Origin of the sequence: Roseomonas haemaphysalidis, from assembly GCF_017355405.1 — a bacterium.
Lineage (GTDB): Bacteria > Pseudomonadota > Alphaproteobacteria > Acetobacterales > Acetobacteraceae > Pseudoroseomonas > Pseudoroseomonas haemaphysalidis.
Window position 1 is genome coordinate 1,757,849 of sequence record NZ_CP061177.1, and the last position, 21,809, is coordinate 1,779,657.

20 protein-coding genes are annotated in these 21,809 nt (G+C 73.4%); 13 read left to right on the forward strand and 7 right to left on the reverse strand.

What is annotated here, in order from left to right; genetic code table 11:
• The first annotated feature begins 53 nt into the window (after positions 1 to 53).
• Complete coding sequence (locus tag IAI59_RS08090; protein ID WP_207416689.1) at positions 54 to 827, forward strand: endonuclease III domain-containing protein; 774 nt, start codon at positions 54 to 56, stop codon at positions 825 to 827.
• A 16-nt stretch (positions 828 to 843) separates the two neighbouring features.
• Here the strand turns inward: IAI59_RS08090 and IAI59_RS08095 are convergent, their stop codons facing one another.
• From IAI59_RS08095 to IAI59_RS08120, 6 genes are all read right to left on the reverse strand, one after another.
• Positions 844 to 1,833 carry a diacylglycerol/lipid kinase family protein gene (locus tag IAI59_RS08095; RefSeq protein ID WP_237180625.1) on the reverse strand — a complete coding sequence of 330 codons (990 nt, stop codon included), beginning with the start codon at positions 1,831 to 1,833 and terminating at the stop codon, positions 844 to 846.
• Positions 1,834 to 1,841: 8 nt separating this feature from the next.
• Complete coding sequence (locus tag IAI59_RS08100; protein ID WP_207416688.1) at positions 1,842 to 2,222, reverse strand: hypothetical protein; 381 nt, start codon at positions 2,220 to 2,222, stop codon at positions 1,842 to 1,844.
• Between the two features lie 108 nt (positions 2,223 to 2,330).
• On the reverse strand, positions 2,331 to 3,323 hold the full coding sequence (locus IAI59_RS08105; RefSeq protein ID WP_237180624.1) for a TIM44-like domain-containing protein: 993 nt from the start codon (positions 3,321 to 3,323) through the stop codon (positions 2,331 to 2,333).
• An 83-nt stretch (positions 3,324 to 3,406) separates the two neighbouring features.
• Complete coding sequence (gene chrA, locus IAI59_RS08110) at positions 3,407 to 4,759, reverse strand: chromate efflux transporter (protein WP_207416686.1); 1,353 nt, start codon at positions 4,757 to 4,759, stop codon at positions 3,407 to 3,409.
• Positions 4,760 to 4,844: 85 nt separating this feature from the next.
• Positions 4,845 to 7,421: an HWE histidine kinase domain-containing protein gene (locus tag IAI59_RS23335; RefSeq protein WP_207416685.1), complete on the reverse strand. Its 2,577-nt coding sequence runs from the start codon at positions 7,419 to 7,421 to the stop codon at positions 4,845 to 4,847.
• Positions 7,414 to 8,031: a biliverdin-producing heme oxygenase gene (locus IAI59_RS08120; RefSeq protein ID WP_207416683.1), complete on the reverse strand. Its 618-nt coding sequence runs from the start codon at positions 8,029 to 8,031 to the stop codon at positions 7,414 to 7,416. Before IAI59_RS08120 ends, IAI59_RS23335 begins: the two co-directional genes overlap by 8 nt.
• A gap of 222 nt (positions 8,032 to 8,253) precedes the next feature.
• Between IAI59_RS08120 and IAI59_RS08125 the strand changes: the two genes are divergently transcribed.
• The 11 genes from IAI59_RS08125 (at position 8,254) to IAI59_RS08175 (ending at position 18,480) form a co-directional block, all read left to right on the forward strand.
• Entirely contained in the window at positions 8,254 to 8,712 is a 459-nt protein-coding gene (locus IAI59_RS08125) for a YccF domain-containing protein (RefSeq protein WP_207416681.1), read from the forward strand.
• A gap of 2 nt (positions 8,713 to 8,714) precedes the next feature.
• Positions 8,715 to 10,001 (forward strand): flavin monoamine oxidase family protein, encoded by a 1,287-nt coding sequence (locus tag IAI59_RS08130; protein WP_207416679.1) that lies wholly within the window; start codon positions 8,715 to 8,717, stop codon positions 9,999 to 10,001.
• 67 nt (positions 10,002 to 10,068) lie between these two features.
• A complete protein-coding gene (locus tag IAI59_RS08135) occupies positions 10,069 to 11,160 on the forward strand; it encodes an MlaE family ABC transporter permease (RefSeq protein WP_237180623.1) in 1,092 nt (363 codons plus the stop codon).
• A gap of 185 nt (positions 11,161 to 11,345) precedes the next feature.
• Positions 11,346 to 12,059, forward strand: coding sequence for an ABC transporter ATP-binding protein (locus IAI59_RS08140; RefSeq protein ID WP_237180650.1), 714 nt, complete (start codon positions 11,346 to 11,348; stop codon positions 12,057 to 12,059).
• A 2-nt stretch (positions 12,060 to 12,061) separates the two neighbouring features.
• Positions 12,062 to 13,084 (forward strand): MlaD family protein, encoded by a 1,023-nt coding sequence (locus tag IAI59_RS08145; protein WP_207416677.1) that lies wholly within the window; start codon positions 12,062 to 12,064, stop codon positions 13,082 to 13,084.
• 10 nt (positions 13,085 to 13,094) lie between these two features.
• The gene (locus IAI59_RS08150; RefSeq protein ID WP_207416675.1) at positions 13,095 to 13,721 is read left to right on the forward strand and encodes an ABC-type transport auxiliary lipoprotein family protein; all 627 of its coding nucleotides are present in this window, start codon (positions 13,095 to 13,097) and stop codon (positions 13,719 to 13,721) included.
• Between the two features lie 180 nt (positions 13,722 to 13,901).
• Entirely contained in the window at positions 13,902 to 14,609 is a 708-nt protein-coding gene (locus IAI59_RS08155; RefSeq protein WP_207416673.1) for a hypothetical protein, read from the forward strand.
• An 83-nt stretch (positions 14,610 to 14,692) separates the two neighbouring features.
• A complete protein-coding gene (locus tag IAI59_RS08160) occupies positions 14,693 to 16,366 on the forward strand; it encodes a formate--tetrahydrofolate ligase (protein ID WP_207417067.1) in 1,674 nt (557 codons plus the stop codon).
• A gap of 4 nt (positions 16,367 to 16,370) precedes the next feature.
• Positions 16,371 to 17,570: a methyltransferase domain-containing protein gene (locus tag IAI59_RS08165; protein ID WP_207416670.1), complete on the forward strand. Its 1,200-nt coding sequence runs from the start codon at positions 16,371 to 16,373 to the stop codon at positions 17,568 to 17,570.
• A 158-nt stretch (positions 17,571 to 17,728) separates the two neighbouring features.
• Positions 17,729 to 18,130 (forward strand): flagellar biosynthesis repressor FlbT, encoded by a 402-nt coding sequence (locus IAI59_RS08170; RefSeq protein ID WP_207416669.1) that lies wholly within the window; start codon positions 17,729 to 17,731, stop codon positions 18,128 to 18,130.
• Between the two features lie 110 nt (positions 18,131 to 18,240).
• Positions 18,241 to 18,480 (forward strand): hypothetical protein, encoded by a 240-nt coding sequence (locus IAI59_RS08175; protein ID WP_207416668.1) that lies wholly within the window; start codon positions 18,241 to 18,243, stop codon positions 18,478 to 18,480.
• A gap of 65 nt (positions 18,481 to 18,545) precedes the next feature.
• On the opposite strand, the gene ggt is transcribed toward IAI59_RS08175, so the two are convergent.
• Entirely contained in the window at positions 18,546 to 20,234 is a 1,689-nt protein-coding gene (gene ggt, locus IAI59_RS08180; RefSeq protein ID WP_207416667.1) for a gamma-glutamyltransferase, read from the reverse strand.
• 159 nt (positions 20,235 to 20,393) lie between these two features.
• Between ggt and IAI59_RS08185 the strand changes: the two genes are divergently transcribed.
• Entirely contained in the window at positions 20,394 to 21,779 is a 1,386-nt protein-coding gene (locus IAI59_RS08185) for an AMP-binding protein (protein ID WP_207416666.1), read from the forward strand.
• Positions 21,780 to 21,809 lie beyond the last annotated feature (30 nt).

The window sequence follows — 21,809 nt, forward strand, 5'->3', positions numbered from 1 at the left end:
AAAACCATACCGGCCATCCGCGCGTTGCTGCCCGCCACCAGAAAGGGCAGCCCATGGCCAGCGCGAATCGCCCACGCGGCGGAACCACCCCCGCACCGACCGCGGAAACCCGCGCCTTTCTGGTCGAGGTGCACGGGCGGCTGTGCCGCACCTACCACTGCCCGATCCCGTATTTTCATGAACTCGACCCCCTGGACGAGCTCGTGTCCTCGCTGCTGTCGCATCGGACGAAAAACGCCGACTCCGCCCGTGCCTTCGGCAACCTGCGTGCCGGTTTCACGGACTGGGAGGCGGTTCGCGACGCCCCGGTGGAGCGCGTCGAGCAGGCCCTGTCCCCCTGCACCTGGCCGGAAGCCAAGGCCCCCGCCCTGCAGCGCACCTTGCGCGAGATCACGGAACGGCAGGGCCGCCTGACCCTGGACCACCTGGCGGACATGACCGTGCCGGAGGCCCGCGCCTGGCTGGAGGCAATCACCGGCATCGGACCCAAGACCAGCGCCGCGGTGCTGAGCTTTTCCGCGCTGCACCGCCGCGCCCTGCCGGTGGACAGCCACCACCACCGCGTCGCGGTGCGGCTCGGCCTGATCCCGGCCAGCCTCGCGGTCGGGCCGTCGCACCGCGTGCTGGAGGCCATGCTGCCCGAGGAATGGGACGCCCAGCAGGTCTACGACAACCACGAGATCCTGATGTTGCACGGCCAGAAGGTGTGCCACTTCCGCAGCCCGCAATGTTCCCGCTGCACACTGCTGGACCTGTGCCCCACGGGGCGGGACCGTACGGCGGGGCAGGTCCGCGCCGCACCTACCGCTCAGGCCGGGCTGCTTTGAGGGCGCGGCGCGCCCTTCAAGGTCCGCCGGCGGCGCGCTCTTCCGTCACCACCTCGCCCACCGCCGCGGGTGCCGGCGCGAAGACGCGCAGCGCGCCGGGGCGGATGCCGTAGCGCAGCGGCGGCCGCATCGGCACCACCTCGCCATCCACGGACACGCGCATCCAGGCGGAATGGCTCTGGATCTCCGCCTCCTGCACCAGGTGGCTTTCGAAGTCGCGCTCCTCGCGCAGCCGGCCGGCCAGGGCGCGCACGGCCACCTTCAGCAGGCCCCAGGGCCGGCCGTGGCGCACCACGAACAGGCACAGCCTGCCGTCGTCCAGCACGGCGCGGGTGCCGGGGCGGGGCAGGCTGACTTCATAGGCGTTGTTGCCGATAAACAGCAGCGGAGTCCGGTAGCGTTTTTCCCAGGCTTCCGTGCGTACCCGCAGGTGCCGCACCGGGTAACGCAGCAGGACCCGCGCGCCGGCCAGCACCATGGCCGGCCACTTGCCCCAGCCGCTGCGCTCCCGCTGCCGGTCGCGGTCCGCGACCATGGTGGCGTAGAGGCCGATGGACGAGTTGTTGACGAAGACGCGCCCGTTCACCTCGGCCACGTCCACCATGCGGGTTTGCCGCGCGGCGATGACATCCACCGCGCCATCGATCTCCTGCGGCAGGCCGAGGTCCTTGGCGAAGTGGTTCAGCGTGCCCAGCGGCAACACGCCGAAGGCGACGCCGCTGCCCGCCATGACACCCGCCACGGCGCCGATCGAGCCATCGCCGCCGCCGGCCACCACGGCATCGAAATGCCGGCCGGGGCCGGCTTGGCGCAGCAGGTCGCGCGCCGTGTCCACCAGCGCCTCGCCCTTCACCATGTGCAGGTCGGCCTCGATGCCATGCCGCGCAAAGGCGGCGGACAGGGCCGGGCGCGGGTCCCGTGCCTGCACGGCGCCACCGCCGGCATTGAGGATGACGGCGAGCCGCAGCGGCGCGGCCGGGCGCGGTTCGTCGCTGGGCTGGGGCAAAGGGTGGCTCAGGTCTGCTTGAAGATGATGCCGTTGAGCGTGCGGCAGGCGGCGACCACCGCCACCAGCCACAGGCCCTGCACGATCATGCCCCCCGGCGTCAGCACGTAGCCGGCGGCGACCAGCCGGGTGGGAACGGCGGCGACCATGGGCTGCATTTCCGCCGGCACCGGCAGCGCGGCGATCACCTGCAGCGCCGCCCACCACAGGGCCCCCAGCATCAGCAGCAGCGGCGCGGCGATCTCCGCCAGCAGCTCCACGAAGGTCAGCCCGAAGCTGACGAGGCCCCAGAAGGCCACGCCCAGCGCCTTGAGGGCCACGCGGAACCAACGGTCGCCGCCGCGGCGCTCCTCCAGCCCGAAATCATCATGCCTGGAATAGCCGGACATCGCACCGCTCCCCGTTGCCCGCCCTGAATAGCGGATGGGGGCGGTTCTGGACATGCGGGAATCACGCGAACGGCCGGGGGAGGGGCCTCCTCCGGCCGTCCGGGCCGGTCAGCGCGGCTGCTGGATCGCCGACAGGCGCCAGCTGCCACCGTTCTGACGCACAAAGGTCCACAGCTCGGCACTGGTCTGCCGGCGCTGCGGGTCGCCTTCCACCACGGCACCGGTGGACAGGTCGCGCGTCACGTCCACCATGCTGAAGCGCATCGCGACGGTGGCGAACTCGGCGCTGCCTTCGCGCCATGCCTCGGACAGGTCGCCCTGCTCCAGCCGCACGTCGCTGGTCATGTTCTGCCAGTTGCGCGCCGCGAGGTCGCGCAGGTCGCCGGCGAAGTAGCTGGCCATTTCCGGCGTGGCCAGGCGGCCGATCGCCGCCTCGTCCCGCCGCGACCAGGCGGCGTTGACGTCGCGCAGCAGCCCCTCGAAGGCCTGGAAGTCGGCGGGGCCGACCTGCACCGGCACGCCGGCGGGCGCGCGGCCACCCCCCAGCCCGGCGGCGGCCGCGGGATTGCTGGCCTGCCGGGCATAGGGGCCGGCGGCGGCGTCGCGCGGCATGGCGCCGGGGTTGGGGCCGCCCGCCATGGCGGGCTGGCTGCGGTTGCGCACCAGCTTCATGACGAAGCGCACCAGCAGCACCACCAGCCCGATCTGCAGCAGCAGGCCCAGCAGGCCGCCAAAGCCGCTGATGCCGCCGAACATGCCGTTGCCGAACAGCATGCCGCCCAGGCCGACGCCGATCAGGCCACCCATCAGCCCGGCGCCAAAGCCGCCGCCGAACAGCCCACCGCTGCGCGCGGGCGCCACGGCGCCGGGCGAGGCCGGGCGGCTGGGCTGGGTCATGGTGCGGTCCATTGGGCGCGCGCCGCTGTCCGGGATGGTGCGGGTGCTGGGCGGCGGGCTGTAGGTGCGGGCGCCGCGGCTGCCGGAGCTGAAGCCGCCGCCGGGGCGCGCATCGGCCATGGCGGGGGCCAGCACCAGGGCCAGCGCGGCGGTGGCGGCCAGCAACCGACCGGCGAGGGGCTTCGAGGAACTGGAGCGCGGCATGGTTTCTCTCCGGATTGTCATGATTTCTCCATGCCTATATAGGGAGCCCGGGACCCCAAGCCAATGCATCCGGCGCCCCCGCTTCAAACGGGCAGCCCGGCCCAGGCCAGGGCGAGCCCCGCCAGCGCCGCCACCAGCAGGCAGGCCACGACGCCCAGCCGCAACCCGAACAGGCACGCCGCGGCCAGCCCCACCAGCAGCACCGCCGGCCCGTCCAGGCTGCTCCACACCGGTAGCTCCAGCGACAGCGGCCCGATGCCGGCGGGCCGCACCGCGCGAAACAGCACCCGCAGCCCGAACCACAGCGCCAGGTTGGCGATCACGCCCACCACCGCCGCCGTCACGCCCGCCAGGGCACCGGACAGGCGCGCGCTGTTCTGCAGCCGCTCGATCCACGGCGCGCCCAGGAACACGAAGGCGAAGCAGGGCGCAAAGGTGACCCACAGCACCAGCAGAGATCCCAGCATCCCGCCGGCGACGCCGCCCGGACCGGCCGCCGCCCGTGCGCCGGCCAGAAAGCCGACGAACTGCAACACCAGGATCAACGGCCCCGGCGTGGATTCCGCCAGGCCCAGGCCGGCGAGCATCTCCTGCGCCGTCAGCCAGCCGTGCAGCCGCACCGCGTCCTGCGCCACATAGGCCAGCACCGCGTAGGCGCCGCCGACCGTGACCACCGCCATCTTGGAAAAGAACACCGCGATGTCGGCAAAGGCGGCGGGGCCGGCGGCCAGCAGCAGCGCCACGGGCAGCAGCCACAGCAGCAATGCCAGCAGCCCGGCGCGGCGGGCACCGGCGGCCAGCCGGGCGGCGCGGGCCGGCTCCGCCGCCAGCACGGCGTCGATCAGCTCGGGGGGGCCATCATCGGCCGTGGCGGCGGAGCGGTTCAGCCCGGCGGGGGCCAGCAGCCCCGCCAGTGCCGCCACGGCCACCACCAGCGGAAAGGGCAGCGCCAGCAGAAACAGCGCCGCGAAGGCCGCCCCCGCCAGGCACCATGCCAGCGGGCCGTGCAGCGCCCGGCCGGCGAGGCGGACCAGGGCCTGCAGCACCATCACCAGCACCGCGCATTTCAGCCCGGCGAACAGCGCCGCCACCGCGGGCAGCGTGCCCAGCGTGGCGAACAGGACCGACAGCGCCAGCATCACCGCCGCGCCGGGCAGGATGAACAGCAGCCCCGCCACCAGCCCGCCGCGCGGGCCATGCATCAGCCAGCCCAGATAGGTGGCGAGCTGCTGCGCTTCCGGCCCGGGCAGCAGCGCGCAGAAATTCAGTGCCTGCAAGAAGCGCCGCTCGCCGATCCAGCGACGCTGTTCCACCAGCTCGCGGTGCATCAGCGCGATCTGCCCGGCCGGCCCGCCAAAGGACAGCAGGCCGATGCGGGCCCATACGCGCGTGGCCTGCGCCAAGGTCGGCAAGGTGGGGGGCGGCGTGTCGGTCATGCGGCGGCTGTTCCCGGCTCGCCGCGAATCGCAGAGCGGCGGCCGGCAGGTTGGCGTTCCCGCCGGCCGCGTCAACCGCGCCGCGTCACCCCAGGCGCAGGCGCAGCGCGTTGCGGATGTCGGCCTGCGAATACGGCTTCTTGATCACCACCGCCCGGCGGAAGCGCTCGGGAAAGGCGCCCGCCTCGCCATAGCCGGTGGCGAAGATGAACGGGATGCCGCGGGCGATCAGCGCGTCCGCCACGGGAAAGCTGTTTTCCCGGCCGAGGTTCATGTCCAGCAGGGCCAGGTCCGGCGCCTGCCGGGCGATGATCTGCAGCGCCGCCTGCACGCTGGAAGCCACCTCCACATCCGGCACGCCCAGGCGCCGGCACTGGTCCTCCGCATCCATGGCGATCAGCAGGTTGTCCTCGACCAGCAACAGGCGGGACGGCAGGGGCACCGCCTCCTGCTCCGGCGCGGCCTCGGCCTGCGGGGCGGGGGCGGGCTCGTCCGGGGCATCCTGCACCTGCACCGCCGGCAGCACGAAGCGGGCCTGCAGGCCGCCCAGCAGGTAATGCAGCTCCGCCTCGCCCTTCAGGTCGTGGGGAATGGCGCGCTCGATGATGGTGCTGCCGAAGCCCTTGCGGTTGGGCACGCGCACCGGCGGGCCGCCTTCCTCCACCCAGCGGATCTCCAGGTCGTCGTTCGGCAGCCGCTGCCAGTGGATCCGCACGGTGCCGTGGCTGTCGCACAGCGCGCCGTACTTGGCGGCGTTGGTCATCATCTCATGGACCACCAGGGCCAGCGTGGTCTGGGCCGCCGGCTCCAGCAGCACCGGCGGGCCGGACAGGATCACCCGGTCGGCCTTGGCTTCCAGGTAGGCGGCGGCCTCGGCCTGCACCAGGTCGGCCAGCGGGGCGGGCTGCCAGTTGTCGGCGGTGATCTGGTCGTGCGCGCGGGCCAGGGCCTGGATGCGGCCGCCGATCATGGTGGCGAACTCGTCCACCGAGCCGGCATGGCCGCGGCTTTGCCCCACCAGCCCGCGGATCAGGCCCAGGATGTTGCGCACCCGGTGGTTCAGCTCGGCGATCAGGATTTCCTGCCGCTCCTGCGCCACGCGGCGCTCACGCTCCGCGAGGTCGGACAGCTGCAGCACCACTTCCAGCAGGGTGATACGCAGGCGCTCGGCCAGCTGCAGGTCGCTCTCGCTCCAGGGGCGGGACTGGCCTTCCACCGTTTCGCGCCAGGCGGCGAAGCTTTTGCGCGGCGTCATGCGGATGCCGTTGGGGCCGAGGCCCACGGGCTTGTGCGGGTCGCCCGCCCAGGTCACCGAATGCGCCAGCTGGCGGCGAAAGAACACCAGGTAGTCGCGGGGCCCGCGCGACAGCGGAATGGCCAGGATGCCCGAGGCACGCTCGGCATAGTCCTGCGCCGCCGGCAGCGCGTCGCCCAGCCGGTGCGTGCAGAAGATGGTGCCCGATGCTGTGCGGTTGAGAAAGCGCACCAGGGCGGCGAATTCCTCCGTGCTCGGCGTGTGGCCGCGCAGCGCGGTGCCGTCGGCGCTCCACAGCCCGATGCCGTCGCAGGGGATCACCTCGGCCAGGGTGTCCAGGAACTCCGCCAGTCCGCGCGTGCCGGGGCGCATGGCGCCGAGCGCCGCCATCAGGCGGTTGTGCACCTTGGTGGCCTCGGCCGCGCGTGCCAGCTCGGCTTCGCGCTCGCGGCTTTCCAGCTGCAGCGAAAACACCTGGCCGAACAGCTCGCAGGCGGTGCGGCGCTCGAAGCTGACGCGCAGCTTTTCCGTGTGGTGGCAGGCGATCAGCCCCCACAGCTTGCCCTTGCGCATCACCGACACGGACATGGAGGCCGCGACGCCCATGTTCTTGAGGTACTCGATGTGCATGGGCGACACGCTGCGCAGCACGCTGAGCGACAGGTCCAGCGGCTGGTCGCCAGTGTTGGGCGCCGACAGCACGGGCACCGGCACGGCTTCCACGTCGGCGATCAGCCGCAGCCAGTTGCGCTCGTACAGCAGCCGCGCCTGCTTCGGGATGTCGGAGGCCGGGAAATGCAGCCCCATGAAGGAGTCCAGGAAGCTGGCCACCGACTCGGCCACCACCTCGCCGGTGCCGTCCGCATGGAAGCGGTACAGCATGACCCGGGAAAAGCCGGTCAGCGCGCGCACCTGGCGCACCGCCTCGCGGCACAGGGCGTCCGCATCCTCGGCCTGCTGCAGCCGCGCCATCATGCCGCGCAGCGTGCTGCCGGAATCCAGCCCGTCGTCCAGCTCGGACGGCTCGCCCTCGATGACGATCAGGTCGTCCGAGATATGGATGGCGAGGTCGTAGGGCACGCCGTCGGGCTGCAGCGACAGGCGGAACAGCCGCTCCAGCGCCGAGGGGCCGCGCAGCATGTGCAGCCGGCCGCCGATCTCGTGCATCGTGTCGTGGCTGAACAATTCGGGCAGGGAGGCGCCGATCACCTCCTCCACCGGGCGGCCGAGATGCGCGAGCACGTTGGCGGATGCGCGGCGGATGCGCCAGTCATGCGTCATGGCCAGCAGAAAGCCGATGGACTGGACGGCGCCGAGCTGGTGGATCGGCTCGCGGTCGCAATTGGTCAGGTCCACGGGCTGGCGCAACTCGTGGCCCGACGGCAGGAGGGTCAGTCCATCAGACATGGGCGGCGTCAATCCCCGGTTCCCGCGGTGGGCATGGCTCGGCGGACAGGGCCGCCTGAAAAGCGTCAAAGGCGGCCAGCGCGCCGGCGGCGGCATCCGGCCACAAGGCACGGTCGGCCAGCCGGCCTTCCAGCACGGCCAGGAAGTCCGGCCAGGACGCGCGATGCGCCAGATAGGCGCGCGGCAGCGCCCCGCCCACCTGGCGCGCCAGCATGCCGTTGCCGAAGCGCGAGCCTTCCAGCACGTAGGCGGCGCCCAGCAGCGCGGCGTCGCCGTCCGGCAGCGACACCGGCCCGGGCGGCGGGGGCGGCGCGTCCAGCCCGTCGAGGTCCGCCGCCAGCGCGGCGCGGCGGCTGCGCCCCGGCCAGTCGGGCAGCAGCGCGGCGATGCCGCCGGCTTCCAGCGCCTGCTCCACCGGCGCCAGCGCGCGGGCATGAGCGCGCAGAAAGCGGCGGTAGCCTTCGGGCGTGTCCAGGCTGTGGCTGCCCCCCAGCGCGTCCACGGCCGCATGGCGGGGCGCCGTGGCTTCGCGCAGATACCAGCGGATGCCGCGCTCGGCCGCTGCTGCGGGGGGCGGAGTGGGGTGCCGGGTGCCGACGTCGTGGGTCAATGGCCGTGGTTTCTCCATGCGGGGCGCGGGGCGCACCCGAAGGACATAGCGATCCGATTGATCATATTTAGGGCAAACTCGCGCCAAAGCCGAGAACTGCCACGTTCAAATCTGCCATGCCCGTCGCCATGTTCCGGATGGACGGCGCCGCCGGGGGGGCCGGCCAGGGCCTGCAACCCATGGCGCGCCATGGCATTCACTCCCCCGGTAATCGGAACTCTCATGGCCCTGCTGCTCAACATTCTCTGGAATATCCCTGGCCTCGGCTTCCTGACGGCGCTGATGTGGCTGGCGGCGGCCCTGGTCATGGCCATCACCGTGATCGGCCTGCCCTGGGCCCGCGCCTGCCTGACCCTGGCCGGCTATTCCTTTCTGCCCTTCGGCAACACCATCGTCACGGCCGAGGAGCTGACCGGCCGCCCGACGCTGGGCACCGGTCCGCTGGGCTGGCTGGCCAACATCATCTGGTTTCTGGTGGCCGGCATCTGGCTTTGCATCGCCCACCTGACCCTGGCGGGCGCCTGCGCCGTGACCATTGTCGGCCTGCCCTTCGCCTGGGCGCACCTGAAGCTCGCCGCCGCGTCGCTGGCGCCGGTCGGCAAGCGGTCGGTGCCCAATGCGGTGGGCGAGGCGATCGCCGCCGGCCATGGCCGGGCCGCGCTGGACCGTTCGCGGCGCTGAGCATGTCGGGCACCGACGTCCTGATCATCGGCGCCGGTGCCGCCGGCATCGCCGCCGCGCGCGCCTTGCGGGCCGCCGGCGTATCCTGCCAGGTGCTGGAAGCGCGGCATCGCCCCGGCGGGCGCGCCGCCACCGACACCGCCACGCTGGGTGCGCCCTTTGATCTCGGCGCCACCTGGCTGCATGCCGCCAATCGCAACCCGCTGCGGGCGCTGGCGTCCGGGGCGGGGATCGAGCTGTTCGACCACGGCACCGCCCGCGTGTCCGCCTGCTTCGAGGATGGCCGCCGCGTCGGCCCGGCGGCGATGGCGGAATACGATGCCACCTGGGAAGGGCTGCAGTCCCGCCTGCGCGGCGTGGAACTGCGCCCGGGCGACAGCGCCGCCGACCTCGCGAACCGCGCCGGCTTTGGCGCCGGGCACTGGGACGCCACGGTGCTGCACTGGGAAGGGCCGGTGATCTGCGGCGCGCCCATGGCCGAGATGGACGCCCGCGACTACCTGGACACCCAGCTGGAGCCGCCGGACCTGCTGCCCCGCCAGGGTGCCGGCACGCTGCTGGCGCGGCTGTGCGAGGGGTTGCCGGTCGCCTATGGCGCTGTTCTCCGGCACCTGGACTGGTCCGGGCCGCGCATTGTCGCGGAAGGCGACTTCGGGCGCGTGGAGGCCGCCGCCTGCATTGTCACGGTGCCGACCGCCGTGCTCGCCGCGGAACACATCCGCTTCACGCCCGCGTTGCCCGCCGACACGCTGCAGGCGATCCATGACCTGCCCCTCGGGTTGCTGACCAAGGTCGGCCTGAAGGCGGCGGGCGACGACCGGCTGGAACTGCCCGCCTTTGCCGGCATCGAGCGCCACGTGTCGCGGGAAGGGGAGGCGGCGCTGACCGCCGTCGCCTGGCCCTTCGGGCACGACCACCTGATGGGCTTTGTCGGTGGCCCCGCCGCCTGGGCCCTGGCCGGGGCCGGGGCGGCGGCCACGGTGGATTTCGCCTTTGCCGAGCTGTCCCGCAGCTTCGGCGCCCGCGCAGCCCGGGCTTTGCGGCGTGACGGCGCGCTGGTCAGCGACTGGGCGGAGGATCGGTTCTCGCTCGGCGCCTACAGCCACGCGCGGCCGGGCCGGGCGGCGGCGCGCGGCATCCTGGCGCGGCCGCTGGCCGGCGGGCGGCTGTGCTTCGCCGGCGAGGCATGCCACCCCACGCTGGCCGCCACGCTGGGCGGTGCCTGGGAAAGCGGCGCGGCGGCGGCACGGCAAGCCTTGCCCCTGCTGAACAAAAGTAGCATGGCGTGAAAATTGCGGGGGGTGACCTGGCCCCGGCCAAGGGGCTATTGCGCATCGCGATGACCTGGCACAGCCGATGACCGAGCCGGCCGAGGACCCCACCTGCACGCGGGATGGCGACCGCCTGTTGCTGCGCGGCGCCCTGACCACCGAGCGCCTCGGCGCCGTGTGGGACCGCGTGCTGCGCGAAGCGCAGGGGGCCGCCGCCGTGGACCTGTCGGGCGTGTCGGCGCTGGACACCAGCGGCGCCGCCCTGGTGCTGGCCGCTGCCGGCGCGGGCGGGCGCATCGAAGGCGGCGAGCAGGGCGTGGACGCGGTGCTGCAGCGCGCCCGCGCGGCGCTGGAAGGGCCGCGCCCGGCACCGCCCGGCAAGGGCCTGTCCCTGGTCCCGGCCCTGGGCGCCTGGGGCGTCGGGCGGGTCAAGGCGGCACGCGACGGGCTGGGCTTTATCGGCGAGTCGCTGGTGCTGTCGCTGGCCGTGCTGCGCCACCCGCGCCGGCTGCGGCTGGCCGACGTGCTGCGCCACCTGGACGAGGCGGGGCTGCGCGCCTTTCCGCTGGCCATCCTGCTGGGCACGCTGATCGGCGTGATCCTGGCCTTCCAGTCCTCGGTGGCGATGCGCCAGTTCGGCGCCGAGATGTATATTCCCGCCCTGGTGGGCGTGACGCTGATCCGCGAGCTGGGGCCGCTGATCGCCGCCATCATCCTGTCCGGCCGCACCGGTTCCGCCTATGCCGCCGAGCTCGGCACCATGACGGTGAACGAGGAGGTGGACGCCCTGAAGATCATGGGCGTGGAGCCGGTGGCCATGCTGGTCCTGCCGCGCCTGCTGGCGGCGATGCTGGTGATGCCCGTGCTGGCGCTGGTGATGAACCTCGCGGGGCTGATCGGCATGGGGCTGGTGATGGCCAGCCTCGGCTTTTCCTCCTCCATGGTGATCAACCAGCTGCAGAACTGGCTCAACCTCGGCGCCCTGGCCGGCGGCCTCGGCAAGTCGGTCGTGTTCGGGCTGGCGATCGCGGGCATCGGCTGCCGCGCCGGCCTGTCCGCCGGGCGCGGGCCACGCGCGGTGGGCGACGCGGCGACGGCGGCGGTGGTGGGCGGCATCGTGTCCACGGTGGTGCTGGATGGCATCTTCGCCGTGGTGTTCTACCGGCTGGGGTGGTGAACATGGCCGACGACCAGCAAACCCCGCGCCCCGGCGGCGCCGTGCCGGACGACCGCGCGCGGGATGCCCCGGCCGCGCCGGCGCAGGATGCCGCCGCCCCCGCCGGAACGCCGCAGGGCGACGCCGCGCCGGACGTGCACCGGCGCGAGGTGCGCGACCCGGTGGTGGAAGCCGAGGGCATCGCCATGGCCTTCGGCTCCAACACGTTGTTCCGTGATGTCAGCTTCGGTGTGGAGCGTGGCGAGGTGTTCGTCATCCTCGGCGGCTCGGGTTGCGGCAAGTCGACGCTGCTGAAGATGCTGATCGGCTTGTACGAGCCGACGGCCGGCCGGTCGCGCATCCTGGGCCAGGACCTGCACGCGGCGGAAAGCGACGCGCGCCGCGCGCTGCTGGCGAAGCTCGGCGTGATGTGGCAGTCCGGCGCGCTGTTCGGCTCCATGACGCTGCTGGAAAACGTCATGCTGCCGCTGGAGGAGCACACCCGCCTGCCGCCCGCGGCGCGCGAGGAGGTGGCCCGCGTGAAGCTCGGGCTGGTCGGCCTGTCCGACGCCGCCGACCGCCTGCCGGCCGAGATCTCCGGCGGCATGGCCAAGCGCGCCGGCATCGCCCGCGCCATGGCGCTGGACCCGCGCGTGCTGTTCCTGGACGAGCCCTCGGCCGGGCTGGACCCGATCACCTCGGCCGGGCTGGACCAGCTGATCAAGGACCTGGCGCGCGACCTCGGCACCACCTTCGTGGTGGTGACGCACGAGTTGCAAAGCATCCTGGCCATCGGCGACCGCTGCATCATGCTGGACAAGCAGGCCAAGGGGATGATCGCCGAAGGCGACCCCCGCGAACTCCGCGACCACGCGACGCACCCCACCGTGCGCGCCTTCTTTCGCCGGGAGGCGATGTAACCATGGCGAAATCCCGCAGGCTTTACGTGCGCGTCGGCCTGCTGCTGCTGGTCGGCATCCTGCTCGGCGTCGGCTTTCTGCTGTTCCTCACCGCCGGTCGGCTGAACAAGTCCGCCGAGATCGCCGAAACCTATTTCAGCGAAAGCGTCACCGGCCTGGAAGCCGGCGCGCCCGTGCGCTACCGCGGCGTGCGGATCGGCCAGGTGGCCGAGATCGGGCTGGTCAATGCGGAATACCGGCCGGACAGCCGCAGCCAGGCGGCGGCGGCCTTCCAGCTCGTGCTGGTGCGCATGGCGATCGACCCGGTGCGCGCCACCATGCGCGATGCCTCCGAGTTGCAGCGGGCGGTGGACAATGGCCTGCGCGCGCGGCTCGCCAGCGCCGGCATCACCGGCGGCTCCTATGTGGAGCTGGATTTCGTGGACCCCGCCCGCTACCCGCCGCGCGAGGTGCCCTGGCAGCCGGCCTACCCGGTGTTGCCCTCGATGCCCTCCACCGTGGCGCAGGTGCAGAACGCGGCCGAGCAGCTGCTCACCCGCGTGCAGGATGCACCGATCGAGGAAATCCTCAACAACGTCGCCTCGCTGACCGGCGCGCTCAGCGGGCAGGCGGGGGAGAACGGCGATCTGGCCCGCACCATCCGCGAGGCGGCGGAAACCATGGCGGCGCTGCGCCAGATCGTGTCCGGCTCCGACCTATCCGCCACGCTGAAGGAGCTGCGCGACGTCGCGGGCAACCTGAACAGCTTGACCGGCGGGCCGGAGGCACGGCGCACGCTGGCCAGCATCTCGGGTGCCGCCGACGGCTTGCGCACCGCCATGGCCCGGCTGCCGGCGGCGATCGAAAGCCTGGAGCGCACGTCGCGCGCCGCGCGCGGCGTGACGCAGGACACCAATGCCGACCTCGCCCCCATCCTGCGCGACCTGCGCGCCGTGGCCAGCAACCTGCGTGACACCACCGAGCTGCTGCGCCGCGCGCCGGGCCAGGCCATCCTGGGCGCGCCGCCGCCGCGCCCCAACCGTTGAGGTGCCCATCATGAAGCGTCGCGGCCTGCTGCTGGCCCTGCCCATCGCCTCGCTCGCCGCCTGCGGCAGCGTGCTGCCGGACCGGCCCTACATCGAAACCAAGCGCTTTCCGCTGCTGGCGCCGCGCCCCGTCTCGGCCCCACGCCGCGCGGCCGGCAACCGCGTGCTCCTGGTGCGCCTGTTGCGCGCGGCGCCCGGGCTGGAAACCCGTGGCCTGCGCTCCATCCGCCCGGACGGCACGGAAAGCGTCGACTTCTATGCCGAATGGACGGCGCCGCCGGCCGAGGTGGCGGAGGAAGCGCTGCGCCGCTGGCTGTCCGCGTCCGGCCTGTTCGGCGGCGTGGTGGCGCCCGGCAGCCGCGCCCGCAACGATTTCGTGATGGAATGCGAGCTGACGGCCCTGGTGGCCGACCCGCCGCGGCGCGAGGCGCGGGCGGGGCTGTCCGCCATTCTGATGCGCGAGAACGGGGGCGAAACCCGCCTGCTGACCCAGCTGGCGGTGACCGGCACCGCGCCGCTGCCGGCCCCCGCCGCCGACGGCACCCTGCCGCCCGAGGTGCTGGCGGCCGGCATGAACGCGGCCTTCGCCGCGGCTCTGGGGGCCCTGGAGAACGGCATCGCCGGTTACATCCGCTGACGCGGTGGGTGTTCAGGTGGCTGTGATTCCGGTGCCCGTCCGCTCAGTCATCGCAGCCTCGTGAAGGCCGCTTCGGAAGGCCGTTAACCGCTCCTTCAACTCTGTCGCGCTAGTCTCAAAACAGAGACGAAACGGTGCTTTGCCCCATGGTGTGGGACGGGCGGCAGTGACGAGGGTGCGATGCGGAACACGCAATGCGGCCGGTCCCTTTCCGGGGCCGACGCCTGGGACGAAGTCTGGGATGACTACGAGGCGCGCCAGCAGGCCGCCGCTCCCGCCGCGTCGCCGGTGGCCGCCCGGTCGCCGTCTGCCGCGCAGGCCCGGCACGGACGCGGCCTGCTGCCGGCGGCGACGATGGGGGCGGCGTTCCTGCTCGGGTGCCTCGCCGGCTCCGTCTGGCCGGTCCTGTCCCTGGTCAGTCAGGTGATGCGCGACGACGTGCCGGCCGTGCTGGGCGTGCTGGATGCCGGGCCGGCGCACGCCGTGTTGCGCCAGCAGCTGCGCGCCCATGCCGGGCTGCCGGCCGGCGACGGCGGCGATGCGGCGGCGCGCATGCTGGCCGGCATGGCCGATGCCATGGCCGACGACCTCGCCGCCCCCGGCGCGCTGCGCCGCATGGTGGCGGTGCGCAACGGCGCCATCGACCCGCACACCGGCGGCATCCGCAGCCCGGCGGCGGTGGCGTTGCCCCGGCTGGCCGCCGATGGCGGCATGGCGGTGACGCTGGCCCCGGCGCAGGGTGGGGGCGGGCTGCGGCTGCAGCTGGCCTTCAACGCCGGCGGCTGGCAGGCCCGCTCGGTCACGCTGCTGGACCCGCCCGTGCGGCCGGACGCGGCGCGGCTGGCGCTGGCCGGTCCCGGCGCCGGCCGGCGCCAGCCCCGCGCCTGATCCGCGCACCCGCTTGCCCGCTCCGGACGCCCAGGGGATAAGCCGGGACCGCAGCCGGGCAGCAGGATACCGCGAGCATGACGATACCGACCGACCTCGAGATCGCCCGCGCGGCCACGCTGCTGCCGATCCGCGAGATCGCGGCGCGCGCCGGCATCCCCGAAGAGGCGCTGGAACCCTACGGCCGGCACAAGGCCAAGGTGAGCCTGGACTTCGTGGCCGCCCGGCGCGCCGAGGGCCAGTCCGGCAAGCTGGTGCTGGTCACCGGCATCAGCCCCACCGCGGCGGGCGAAGGCAAGACCACCACCACCATCGGCCTGGGCGACGCGCTGAACAGTCTGGGCGCCCGCGCGATGATCGCGCTGCGCGAGCCCTCGCTCGGGCCGTGCTTCGGCGTCAAGGGCGGCGCCACCGGCGGCGGCCACGCCCAGGTGGTGCCGATGGAGGAGATCAACCTCCACTTCACCGGTGATTTCCACGCCATCACCTCGGCCAACAACCTGCTGGCCGCCATGGTGGACAACCACCTGTACTGGGGCAACGAGCAGGGGCTGGACGCGCGCCGCGTGGTGTGGCGCCGCGCGGTGGACATGAACGACCGCGCGCTGCGCTCCGTCACCGCGGCGCTGGGCGGCGTGGCCAACGGCTTTCCGCGCGAGGATGGCTTCGACATCACCGTGGCGTCCGAGGTGATGGCGGTGTTCTGCCTGTCGCGCGACCTGGCGGAGCTGCAGCAGCGCCTGGGCCGCATCGTGGTCGGCTACCGGCGGGACGGCAGCGCCGTCACCGCGCACGACCTGAAGGCCGACGGTGCCATGGCGGCGCTGCTGCGCGACGCGCTGGCGCCCAACCTGGTGCAGACCCTTGCGGGCTCCCCGGCGCTGGTGCATGGCGGGCCCTTCGCCAACATCGCGCATGGCTGCAACAGCGTGATCGCCACGCGGCTGGCGCTGGACCTGGCCGATGTGGTGGTGACCGAGGCGGGCTTCGGCGCCGACCTGGGCGCCGAGAAGTTCCTGGACATCAAGTGCCGCCAGGCGGGCCTTTCGCCCTCGGCCTGCGTGGTGGTGGCCACGGTGCGGGCGCTGAAGATGCATGGCGGCGTCAGCAAGGCGGCGCTGGGCACGGAGGACGTGGCCGCCGTGTCGCGCGGCACCGCCAACCTGCGCCGGCACGTGGAGAACATGCAGAAGTTCGGCCTGCCGGTGGTGGTGGCGCTGAACCGCTTCACCAGCGACACCGCCGCCGAGATCGGGGCGGTGCGGGACGCGATGCGCGCCCTGGGCGTCGAGGCCATCCTGTGCACCCACTGGTCGGATGGTGCCGAGGGCGCCGCCGACCTCGCCCGCGCGGTGCAGGCGCTGATCGCCGGCGGCACGGCGGATTTCGCGCCGCTGTACAACGACCACCTGTCGCTGGCCGGCAAGATCGAGACGGTGGCGCGCGAGATCTACCACGCCGCCTCCGTCAGCATTCCGCCGCCGGTGGCCGCCAAGCTGCGGCGCTTCGAGGAAGCGGGCTTCGCGCATGTGCCCGTGTGCATCGCCAAGACGCAGTATTCCTTTTCCGCCGACCCGGCGCTGCTGGGCGCGCCGGAAGGCCATGTGCTGCCGCTGCGCGAGGTGCGGCTGTCGGCCGGCGCGGGTTTCGTGGTGGCCATCGCGGGCGAGATCATGACCATGCCCGGCCTGCCGCGCCGCCCGGCCGCCGAGGGCATCGGCCTGGACGCCCAGGGCCGCATCGACGGGCTGTTCTGACGGCATGGTCGCGGCCACGCCGGACCTGTTGCTGCGGCAAGGGCTGGCCTGCCACCAGCGGGGCGACCTGCAAGGGGCCGCGGCGCTGTACCGCCAGGTGCTGGCGCTGCGCCCGCGGGACGGCAACGCCCTGAACCTGCTGGGGCAGCTGGCCCGCGCAGGGGGCGACCGCGATGCCGCCCTGCGGCTGACCGGACAGGCGCTGGCCACCCAGCCGGATGCACCGGTGTTTCTGGCCGCGCATGGTGCCGCCCTGGCCGAGGCAGGGCAGTTGCCCCGCGCCGAGCAGGTGTTGCGCGCCGCCGTGGCCGCCCGCCCGGCCGACGTGGTCAGCTTGCGCAACCTGGGGCAGGTGCTGTCGGTGCGAAACCGGCCCAGCGAGGCGCTGGCCCCGTTGCGGCAGGCCGCGGCGCAGGCGCCGGGCGATGCCGCCGTGCGGCTGGCGCTGGCGCATGCCCTGCGCGAATCTGGCCATGCCGCCGAAGCCGTGGCCGAGGCCCGGCTGGCCGCGGCGGACCCCGGGCTGGCGGAGCAGGCGGGCTTTCTGCTGGCCGCCCTTGGCGCCGCCGACGCGCCCGGCCGCGCCCCCGCCGGCTATGTGCGTGACCTGTTCGACCAATACGCTCCGCGCTTCGACGACGCGCTGCAGGGCCTGGGCTACCGGACCCCTGCATTGCTGGCCGAGATGCTGGCGCAAGCCGGGGCGCCGGGTGGCCAGGCGGTGCTGGACCTCGGCTGCGGCACCGGCCTGTCCGGCATGGCGCTGGCGCCCTTCGCGGCGCGGCTGGTGGGGGTGGACCTGTCGCCCCGCATGCTGGATGCCGCGCGGGCGCGGGGCCTTTACCACGCGCTGCATGAGGCCGACCTGCTGGACTTCCTGCCGGGCCACCCGGGGGGCTTCGGCATTGTCGCGGCGGCGGACGTGCTGAACTACCTGGGCGACCTGTCGGCCGTGCTGCCGCTTCTGGCGGCGGCGCTGGCACCCAGTGGTCTGCTGGCCTTCAGCCTGGAACGCGGCGAGGACGCGCCGGGTGCCCCTGCCGCCGTTCTGGGCCCGGGCCTGCGCTTCCGCCACAACCCGGCAGCGCTGCGGCCACTGGCCACGGCCAGTGGCCTGCATCTCCTGGAGGAGCGCGCGGTGGTGCTGCGGCAGGAGCGGGGGGCGGCGGTGGACGGGCTCCTGTGGTTGTTCCGCCGGCAGTGACCGGCCGCGCGCGCCCCACGGCTTCAGCCTCCGTTAAGGTCCTGCGGCGCACATAGGGCGGCCGCGGTGTCGCGGCGCACGTGCCGCCCATCACGGAGAACCGTACCCGAACCCTTCAGAGAACGGCGACCATGCCGCAGCCGGAAAGCCATGATCGCATGACCACGCTCGTCCTCGAACTGCGCCCTGGCGACTTACTGATCGTCAATGGCGCGCCGATCCGCTTCCGCAACCGGGCGCGAGTGGAGCTGACCAACCGGGCGCGCTTTCTGTTCGGCAAGCAGGTGCTGAGCCCGGACACGGCGACCACGGAAGCGCGGCGGATCTACCTGGCGCTGCAGACCGCCTATATCGGGCAGGACGAGGAGCGGGCCGGTGGTCTGGACGAGGCGCGGCAGCGCGTGGCCGCGTTCATGGAGTCGGGCGCGCCCGAGGCATGGCGCCTGATGCTCCGGCGCGCCCTGGAGCAGGCCGAGGCCGGCGACCACTACCAAGCCATGAAGCTGGCGCGGCGGGTGATCCGGCAGGAAGAGGACGAGGAGGCCGTCGCGGCCCCCTGAACGGCGCCTTGGCAAGGCCCGACTTGAACGCTCAGCCCGATGGGCTTATAAATCCGGGGAGACAGATTGCGAGCGATTCTCAATTCAATCGCAACGCAGGAGAATTCTGGATGGGCAACGACTTCAGCCATATCACCCGCCGGTGCGAGCGGGCGGTGGTGACCGCCTACCGCGAGCTGCGGGAAACGGGCAATGACGACCTGTCCTCCTTCCGTGCCTGCACCGCCCTGTATCGCATCCACCACCCCGAATCCTCGGTGAACGAGGCGCGACGGCTGGTGTCCGAATGGATCGACCACCACCTAGTGCGCGGCGAAACGACGCCGACCGATGGCTGCGAGTGCCCCTGAGCCCACGGCGCAACTGACAGGAAAAAGGCCGCCCCCCGCCGGGGCGGCCTTTTTCATGGGCTGCCTCAGCGGCGCCCGACCTCCGGGTTGAAGCGGATACCAGGACGCGCGAGCCCGCCGGCGATGCCCACCGGCGTGCCGTCCGCCCGCCAGCAGGCGGCGCCTTCCAGCAGGCCGCCGGGCAGGAAACGGATCGCGCCCATGCCGCCGCCGATGTGCTTGGGCCGCACGGTCTGGTGGCCGCGGGCCTTCAGGCCGGCCTCGGCTTTGGCGGAGATCGCCGGCTCCAGCTCCAGCGTATGGCCCTGGGTCCAGATGCGGGGCGCTTCCACCGCCTGCTGCAGGGTCATGCCGTGGTCGATCAGGTTGATGATCGCCTGCATGGCGGAGCCGAAGATCCGCAGCCCGCCCGGCAGGCCCAGCGCGAAGGCGGGCGCGCCGTCCTTCAGCACGATGGAAGGCGCCATGGAGGTGAACACCCGCTTGCCCGGCGCCACGCTCAGCGCCGTGCCCGGGTGCGGGTCGAAGTTGAACATGTAGTTGTTGGCGATCAGCCCGGTGCCGGGGATCGAGAAGCGGGCGCCGAACAGGCTGTTGATGGTCTGCGTGGTGGCGACCACGTTGCCCTGCGCATCGGCTACAGTGACATGGGTGGTGTTGGCCGACTCGGCCGGCGGCACGCCCGGCGCCCAGTCCCGCGCCGCCTGCGGGTCGATCAGCGCGCGGCGCTCGGCGGCATAGTCGCGGGACGTCAGGCGCTCCACCGGCACCTTCACGAAGGCGGGGTCGGCGGTGGCCACGGCGCGGTCGGCGAAGGCCAGCTTCAGGCTTTCCGCCAGCAGGTGGATGGTGTCGGCGGTGCCGCTGCCCAGCGCGCCGAGGTCGAAGCCTTCCAGGACGTTCAGCATCTGCGTCATGTGCACGCCGGAGGAGGCGGGCGGCGGCGGCGCCAGCACCTCGAACCCCCGGTAGTGGCCACGGATCGGCGCCCGTTCCACCACCTGGAAGGCGGCGAGGTCGTCCAGCGTGATCAGCCCGCCGCTGGCCGCCATGTGCGCCGCCAGCGCCTGCCCCAGCGCGCCGCCATACAATGCGGAAGGCCCCTCGGCCGCGATCAGCCGCAGGCTTTGGCCCGCCTCGGGCTGCCGCAGCAGGCTGCCCACCGCTGGCGGCGCGCCGCCGGGCAGAAAGGTGGCGGCAAGGCCAGGGTCGCGCGCCAGGTCGGCCGCCGCGTCGCCGATCGCGCCCGCCAGGTAGTCGGTGACCCGGAAGCCTTCCTCGGCGGCGCGGATCGCCGGTCGCAGCACCTCGGCCAGCGGCATGGTGCCGTGCGCGGCCAGGGCGTGGCACCACCCGGCCAGCGCGCCCGGCACCGCCATGGCCAGCGGGCCGACCTTGTTTTCCAGCCCCTCGGTTTCCTGGTAGTCGGGCAGGGTGTCGCTGACCGGGCGGTATAGGTCCGGTCGCGCCGCGCCGGGGGCGGTGGACAGCCCGTCCAGCACCAGATGCCGCCCGTCCGCCAGCCGCAGATGCGCCACGCCGCCGCCCAGCGGGCCCACCATCATTGGTTCCACGATGCTCAGCGTGAACAGCGCGGCGATGGCGGCATCGATGGCATTGCCGCCGGCCAGCAGCATTTCCGCCCCCGCCCCCGAGGCGACGGGGTGGTTGGTGACCACCATGCCCCGGCTGCCCTGTGCCGGCTGCTTCTCCAGGGGAAAGGGGCTGCCGGCACGGGCGGTCCAGTCGGTCATGCGGAAGGCTCCAGAACTGCTTCGGGCCTCAGATTCCCGCCGCCGCCGCGGATTGTCCACCCGCCGCCGTCCGGAAAACCGGTCGCGGCGCTGGCGCGGCGCGCCGAGTTGCGGCAGACACGGCGGCTTATCGGCATTTTCCAGTTGGGACGGCATCCATTGCAGCAAGGCGGCAGCGAGGACGGGCAGGCACAGGCGGGCTTGGGGCCGCAGGACACGCCGGGCACGACGCTGCCGGCGCTCCTGGAAGCCCTGGCGGCGACCCTGCCGGATGCGCCCGCGCTGCTGTGCCTCAGCCGGCCGCCGCTGTCCCGCGCCGCGCTGGGCGCCGCCGCGCGCCGGGTTGCGGAAGGGCTGGTGTGCCAGGGTGTCGGCCCCGGGGACCGCGTGGCGCTGCTGCTGCCGCCGCGCCCGGAAGCCGTGGTGCTGCTGCTGGCGCTGGCGCGGCTCGGTGCCACCGCGCTGCCGCTGGACCCGCGCCTGGGGGCCGAGGAGATCGCCACGCTGCTGAGCCGTGGCCGCGCCGCGCTGGTGGCGGTGGCCTGGGGCGGCACCCTGCCGGCGCGGCTGGCGCTGGCGATCGGCGCCGGGCGCGGGCCGCTGCGCGGCGTGATCGGCCTGGATGCCGGCGGCGAGGCGGCGCTGGCCGGGTTGCCCGTGCTGCCCTGGAAAACGCTGGACGCCATGCCGGAACATGCCGGCGATCACGGCACCGCCGGCAGCGCGCTGCTGGCGCTGCCCGCCGGCGGCGATGCCCTGGCGATCCACGCCCAGGGCGCCGTGGCGCTGCATGCCGAGGCGGTGGCCGCGGGCCTTGGCCTGGATGCCGCCGCGGGCCTGCTGCTGTGGTTGCCGTTGCTCAGCCCGGATGGCCTGGCCGCGGCCTTTGCCGCGCTGCTGTCCGGTGCCCGCCTGCTGTTGCCGGAAGACGACGTGGCCGCCGACAGCTTGGCACGTGCCCAGGCCGCCACCCACCTAGTGGCCCTGCCGGCACAGCTGGAGGCGATGGAGCCGCTGGCGGCCCGCCGCCCCTATGCCATGCTGCGGCTCGCGGCCGCGCCGGGGCCTGCGCGGGCTCCCACCCTGGCGGCCCGGGAATTCTGGGGCACGGCGGAAACCCAGGGCGTGTTCGCCCTGCGCGAGGAGCAGGGCTTCCGCCCGCTGCCCGCCGCCGTCCTGCACGACGCCGAAACCCTGGCCGTGACCGCCGCCACGCTGCCCGGTGGCACCTTGCTGCTGGGCCTGCCCGTGTCGCTGGCGGGCGGCTGCTTTGTCCCGGCCGGACCGCGCCGCGACGGCCTGCTGTGCCACGACGGGGTGGCCGTGTCGCCCGCCGCGACGGCCGCCTTTCTGCGCCGCCAGCCAGGCGTCGCGGCGGTGTGCATGCAGGACGGGCTGGCCGCGACGATCCGGCCCGTGGCGGGCGGGGCGCTGTCGGTGGAAGCGCTCCAGGCGAGCTGCGCGCAATGGCTGGGCGAAGCCAGCCGGCCCTCGCGGTTGACGCTGGCCGAGCCGGTGGCGCTGGAAGACGAGGCCGCTGCCTGAGCAAGGGCAGGCGGCCCCCCGGCCCGGCAC

Bases quoted from the DNA above. Each gene is read 5' to 3' on its own strand.
- IAI59_RS08090 (WP_207416689.1), top strand. From the start codon at position 54: ATGGCCAGCGCGAATCGCCCACGCGGCGGAACCACCCCCGCACCGACC.
- IAI59_RS08100 (WP_207416688.1), bottom strand. From the start codon at position 2,222: ATGTCCGGCTATTCCAGGCATGATGATTTCGGGCTGGAGGAGCGCCGC.
- IAI59_RS08105 (WP_237180624.1), bottom strand. From the start codon at position 3,323: ATGCCGCGCTCCAGTTCCTCGAAGCCCCTCGCCGGTCGGTTGCTGGCC.
- chrA (WP_207416686.1), bottom strand. From the start codon at position 4,759: ATGACCGACACGCCGCCCCCCACCTTGCCGACCTTGGCGCAGGCCACG.
- IAI59_RS23335 (WP_207416685.1), bottom strand. From the start codon at position 7,421: ATGTCTGATGGACTGACCCTCCTGCCGTCGGGCCACGAGTTGCGCCAG.
- IAI59_RS08125 (WP_207416681.1), top strand. From the start codon at position 8,254: ATGGCCCTGCTGCTCAACATTCTCTGGAATATCCCTGGCCTCGGCTTC.
- IAI59_RS08130 (WP_207416679.1), top strand. From the start codon at position 8,715: ATGTCGGGCACCGACGTCCTGATCATCGGCGCCGGTGCCGCCGGCATC.
- IAI59_RS08135 (WP_237180623.1), top strand. From the start codon at position 10,069: ATGACCGAGCCGGCCGAGGACCCCACCTGCACGCGGGATGGCGACCGC.
- IAI59_RS08140 (WP_237180650.1), top strand. From the start codon at position 11,346: ATGGCCTTCGGCTCCAACACGTTGTTCCGTGATGTCAGCTTCGGTGTG.
- IAI59_RS08145 (WP_207416677.1), top strand. From the start codon at position 12,062: ATGGCGAAATCCCGCAGGCTTTACGTGCGCGTCGGCCTGCTGCTGCTG.
- IAI59_RS08150 (WP_207416675.1), top strand. From the start codon at position 13,095: ATGAAGCGTCGCGGCCTGCTGCTGGCCCTGCCCATCGCCTCGCTCGCC.
- IAI59_RS08155 (WP_207416673.1), top strand. From the start codon at position 13,902: ATGCGGAACACGCAATGCGGCCGGTCCCTTTCCGGGGCCGACGCCTGG.
- IAI59_RS08165 (WP_207416670.1), top strand. From the start codon at position 16,371: ATGGTCGCGGCCACGCCGGACCTGTTGCTGCGGCAAGGGCTGGCCTGC.
- IAI59_RS08170 (WP_207416669.1), top strand. From the start codon at position 17,729: ATGACCACGCTCGTCCTCGAACTGCGCCCTGGCGACTTACTGATCGTC.
- IAI59_RS08175 (WP_207416668.1), top strand. From the start codon at position 18,241: ATGGGCAACGACTTCAGCCATATCACCCGCCGGTGCGAGCGGGCGGTG.
- ggt (WP_207416667.1), bottom strand. From the start codon at position 20,234: ATGACCGACTGGACCGCCCGTGCCGGCAGCCCCTTTCCCCTGGAGAAG.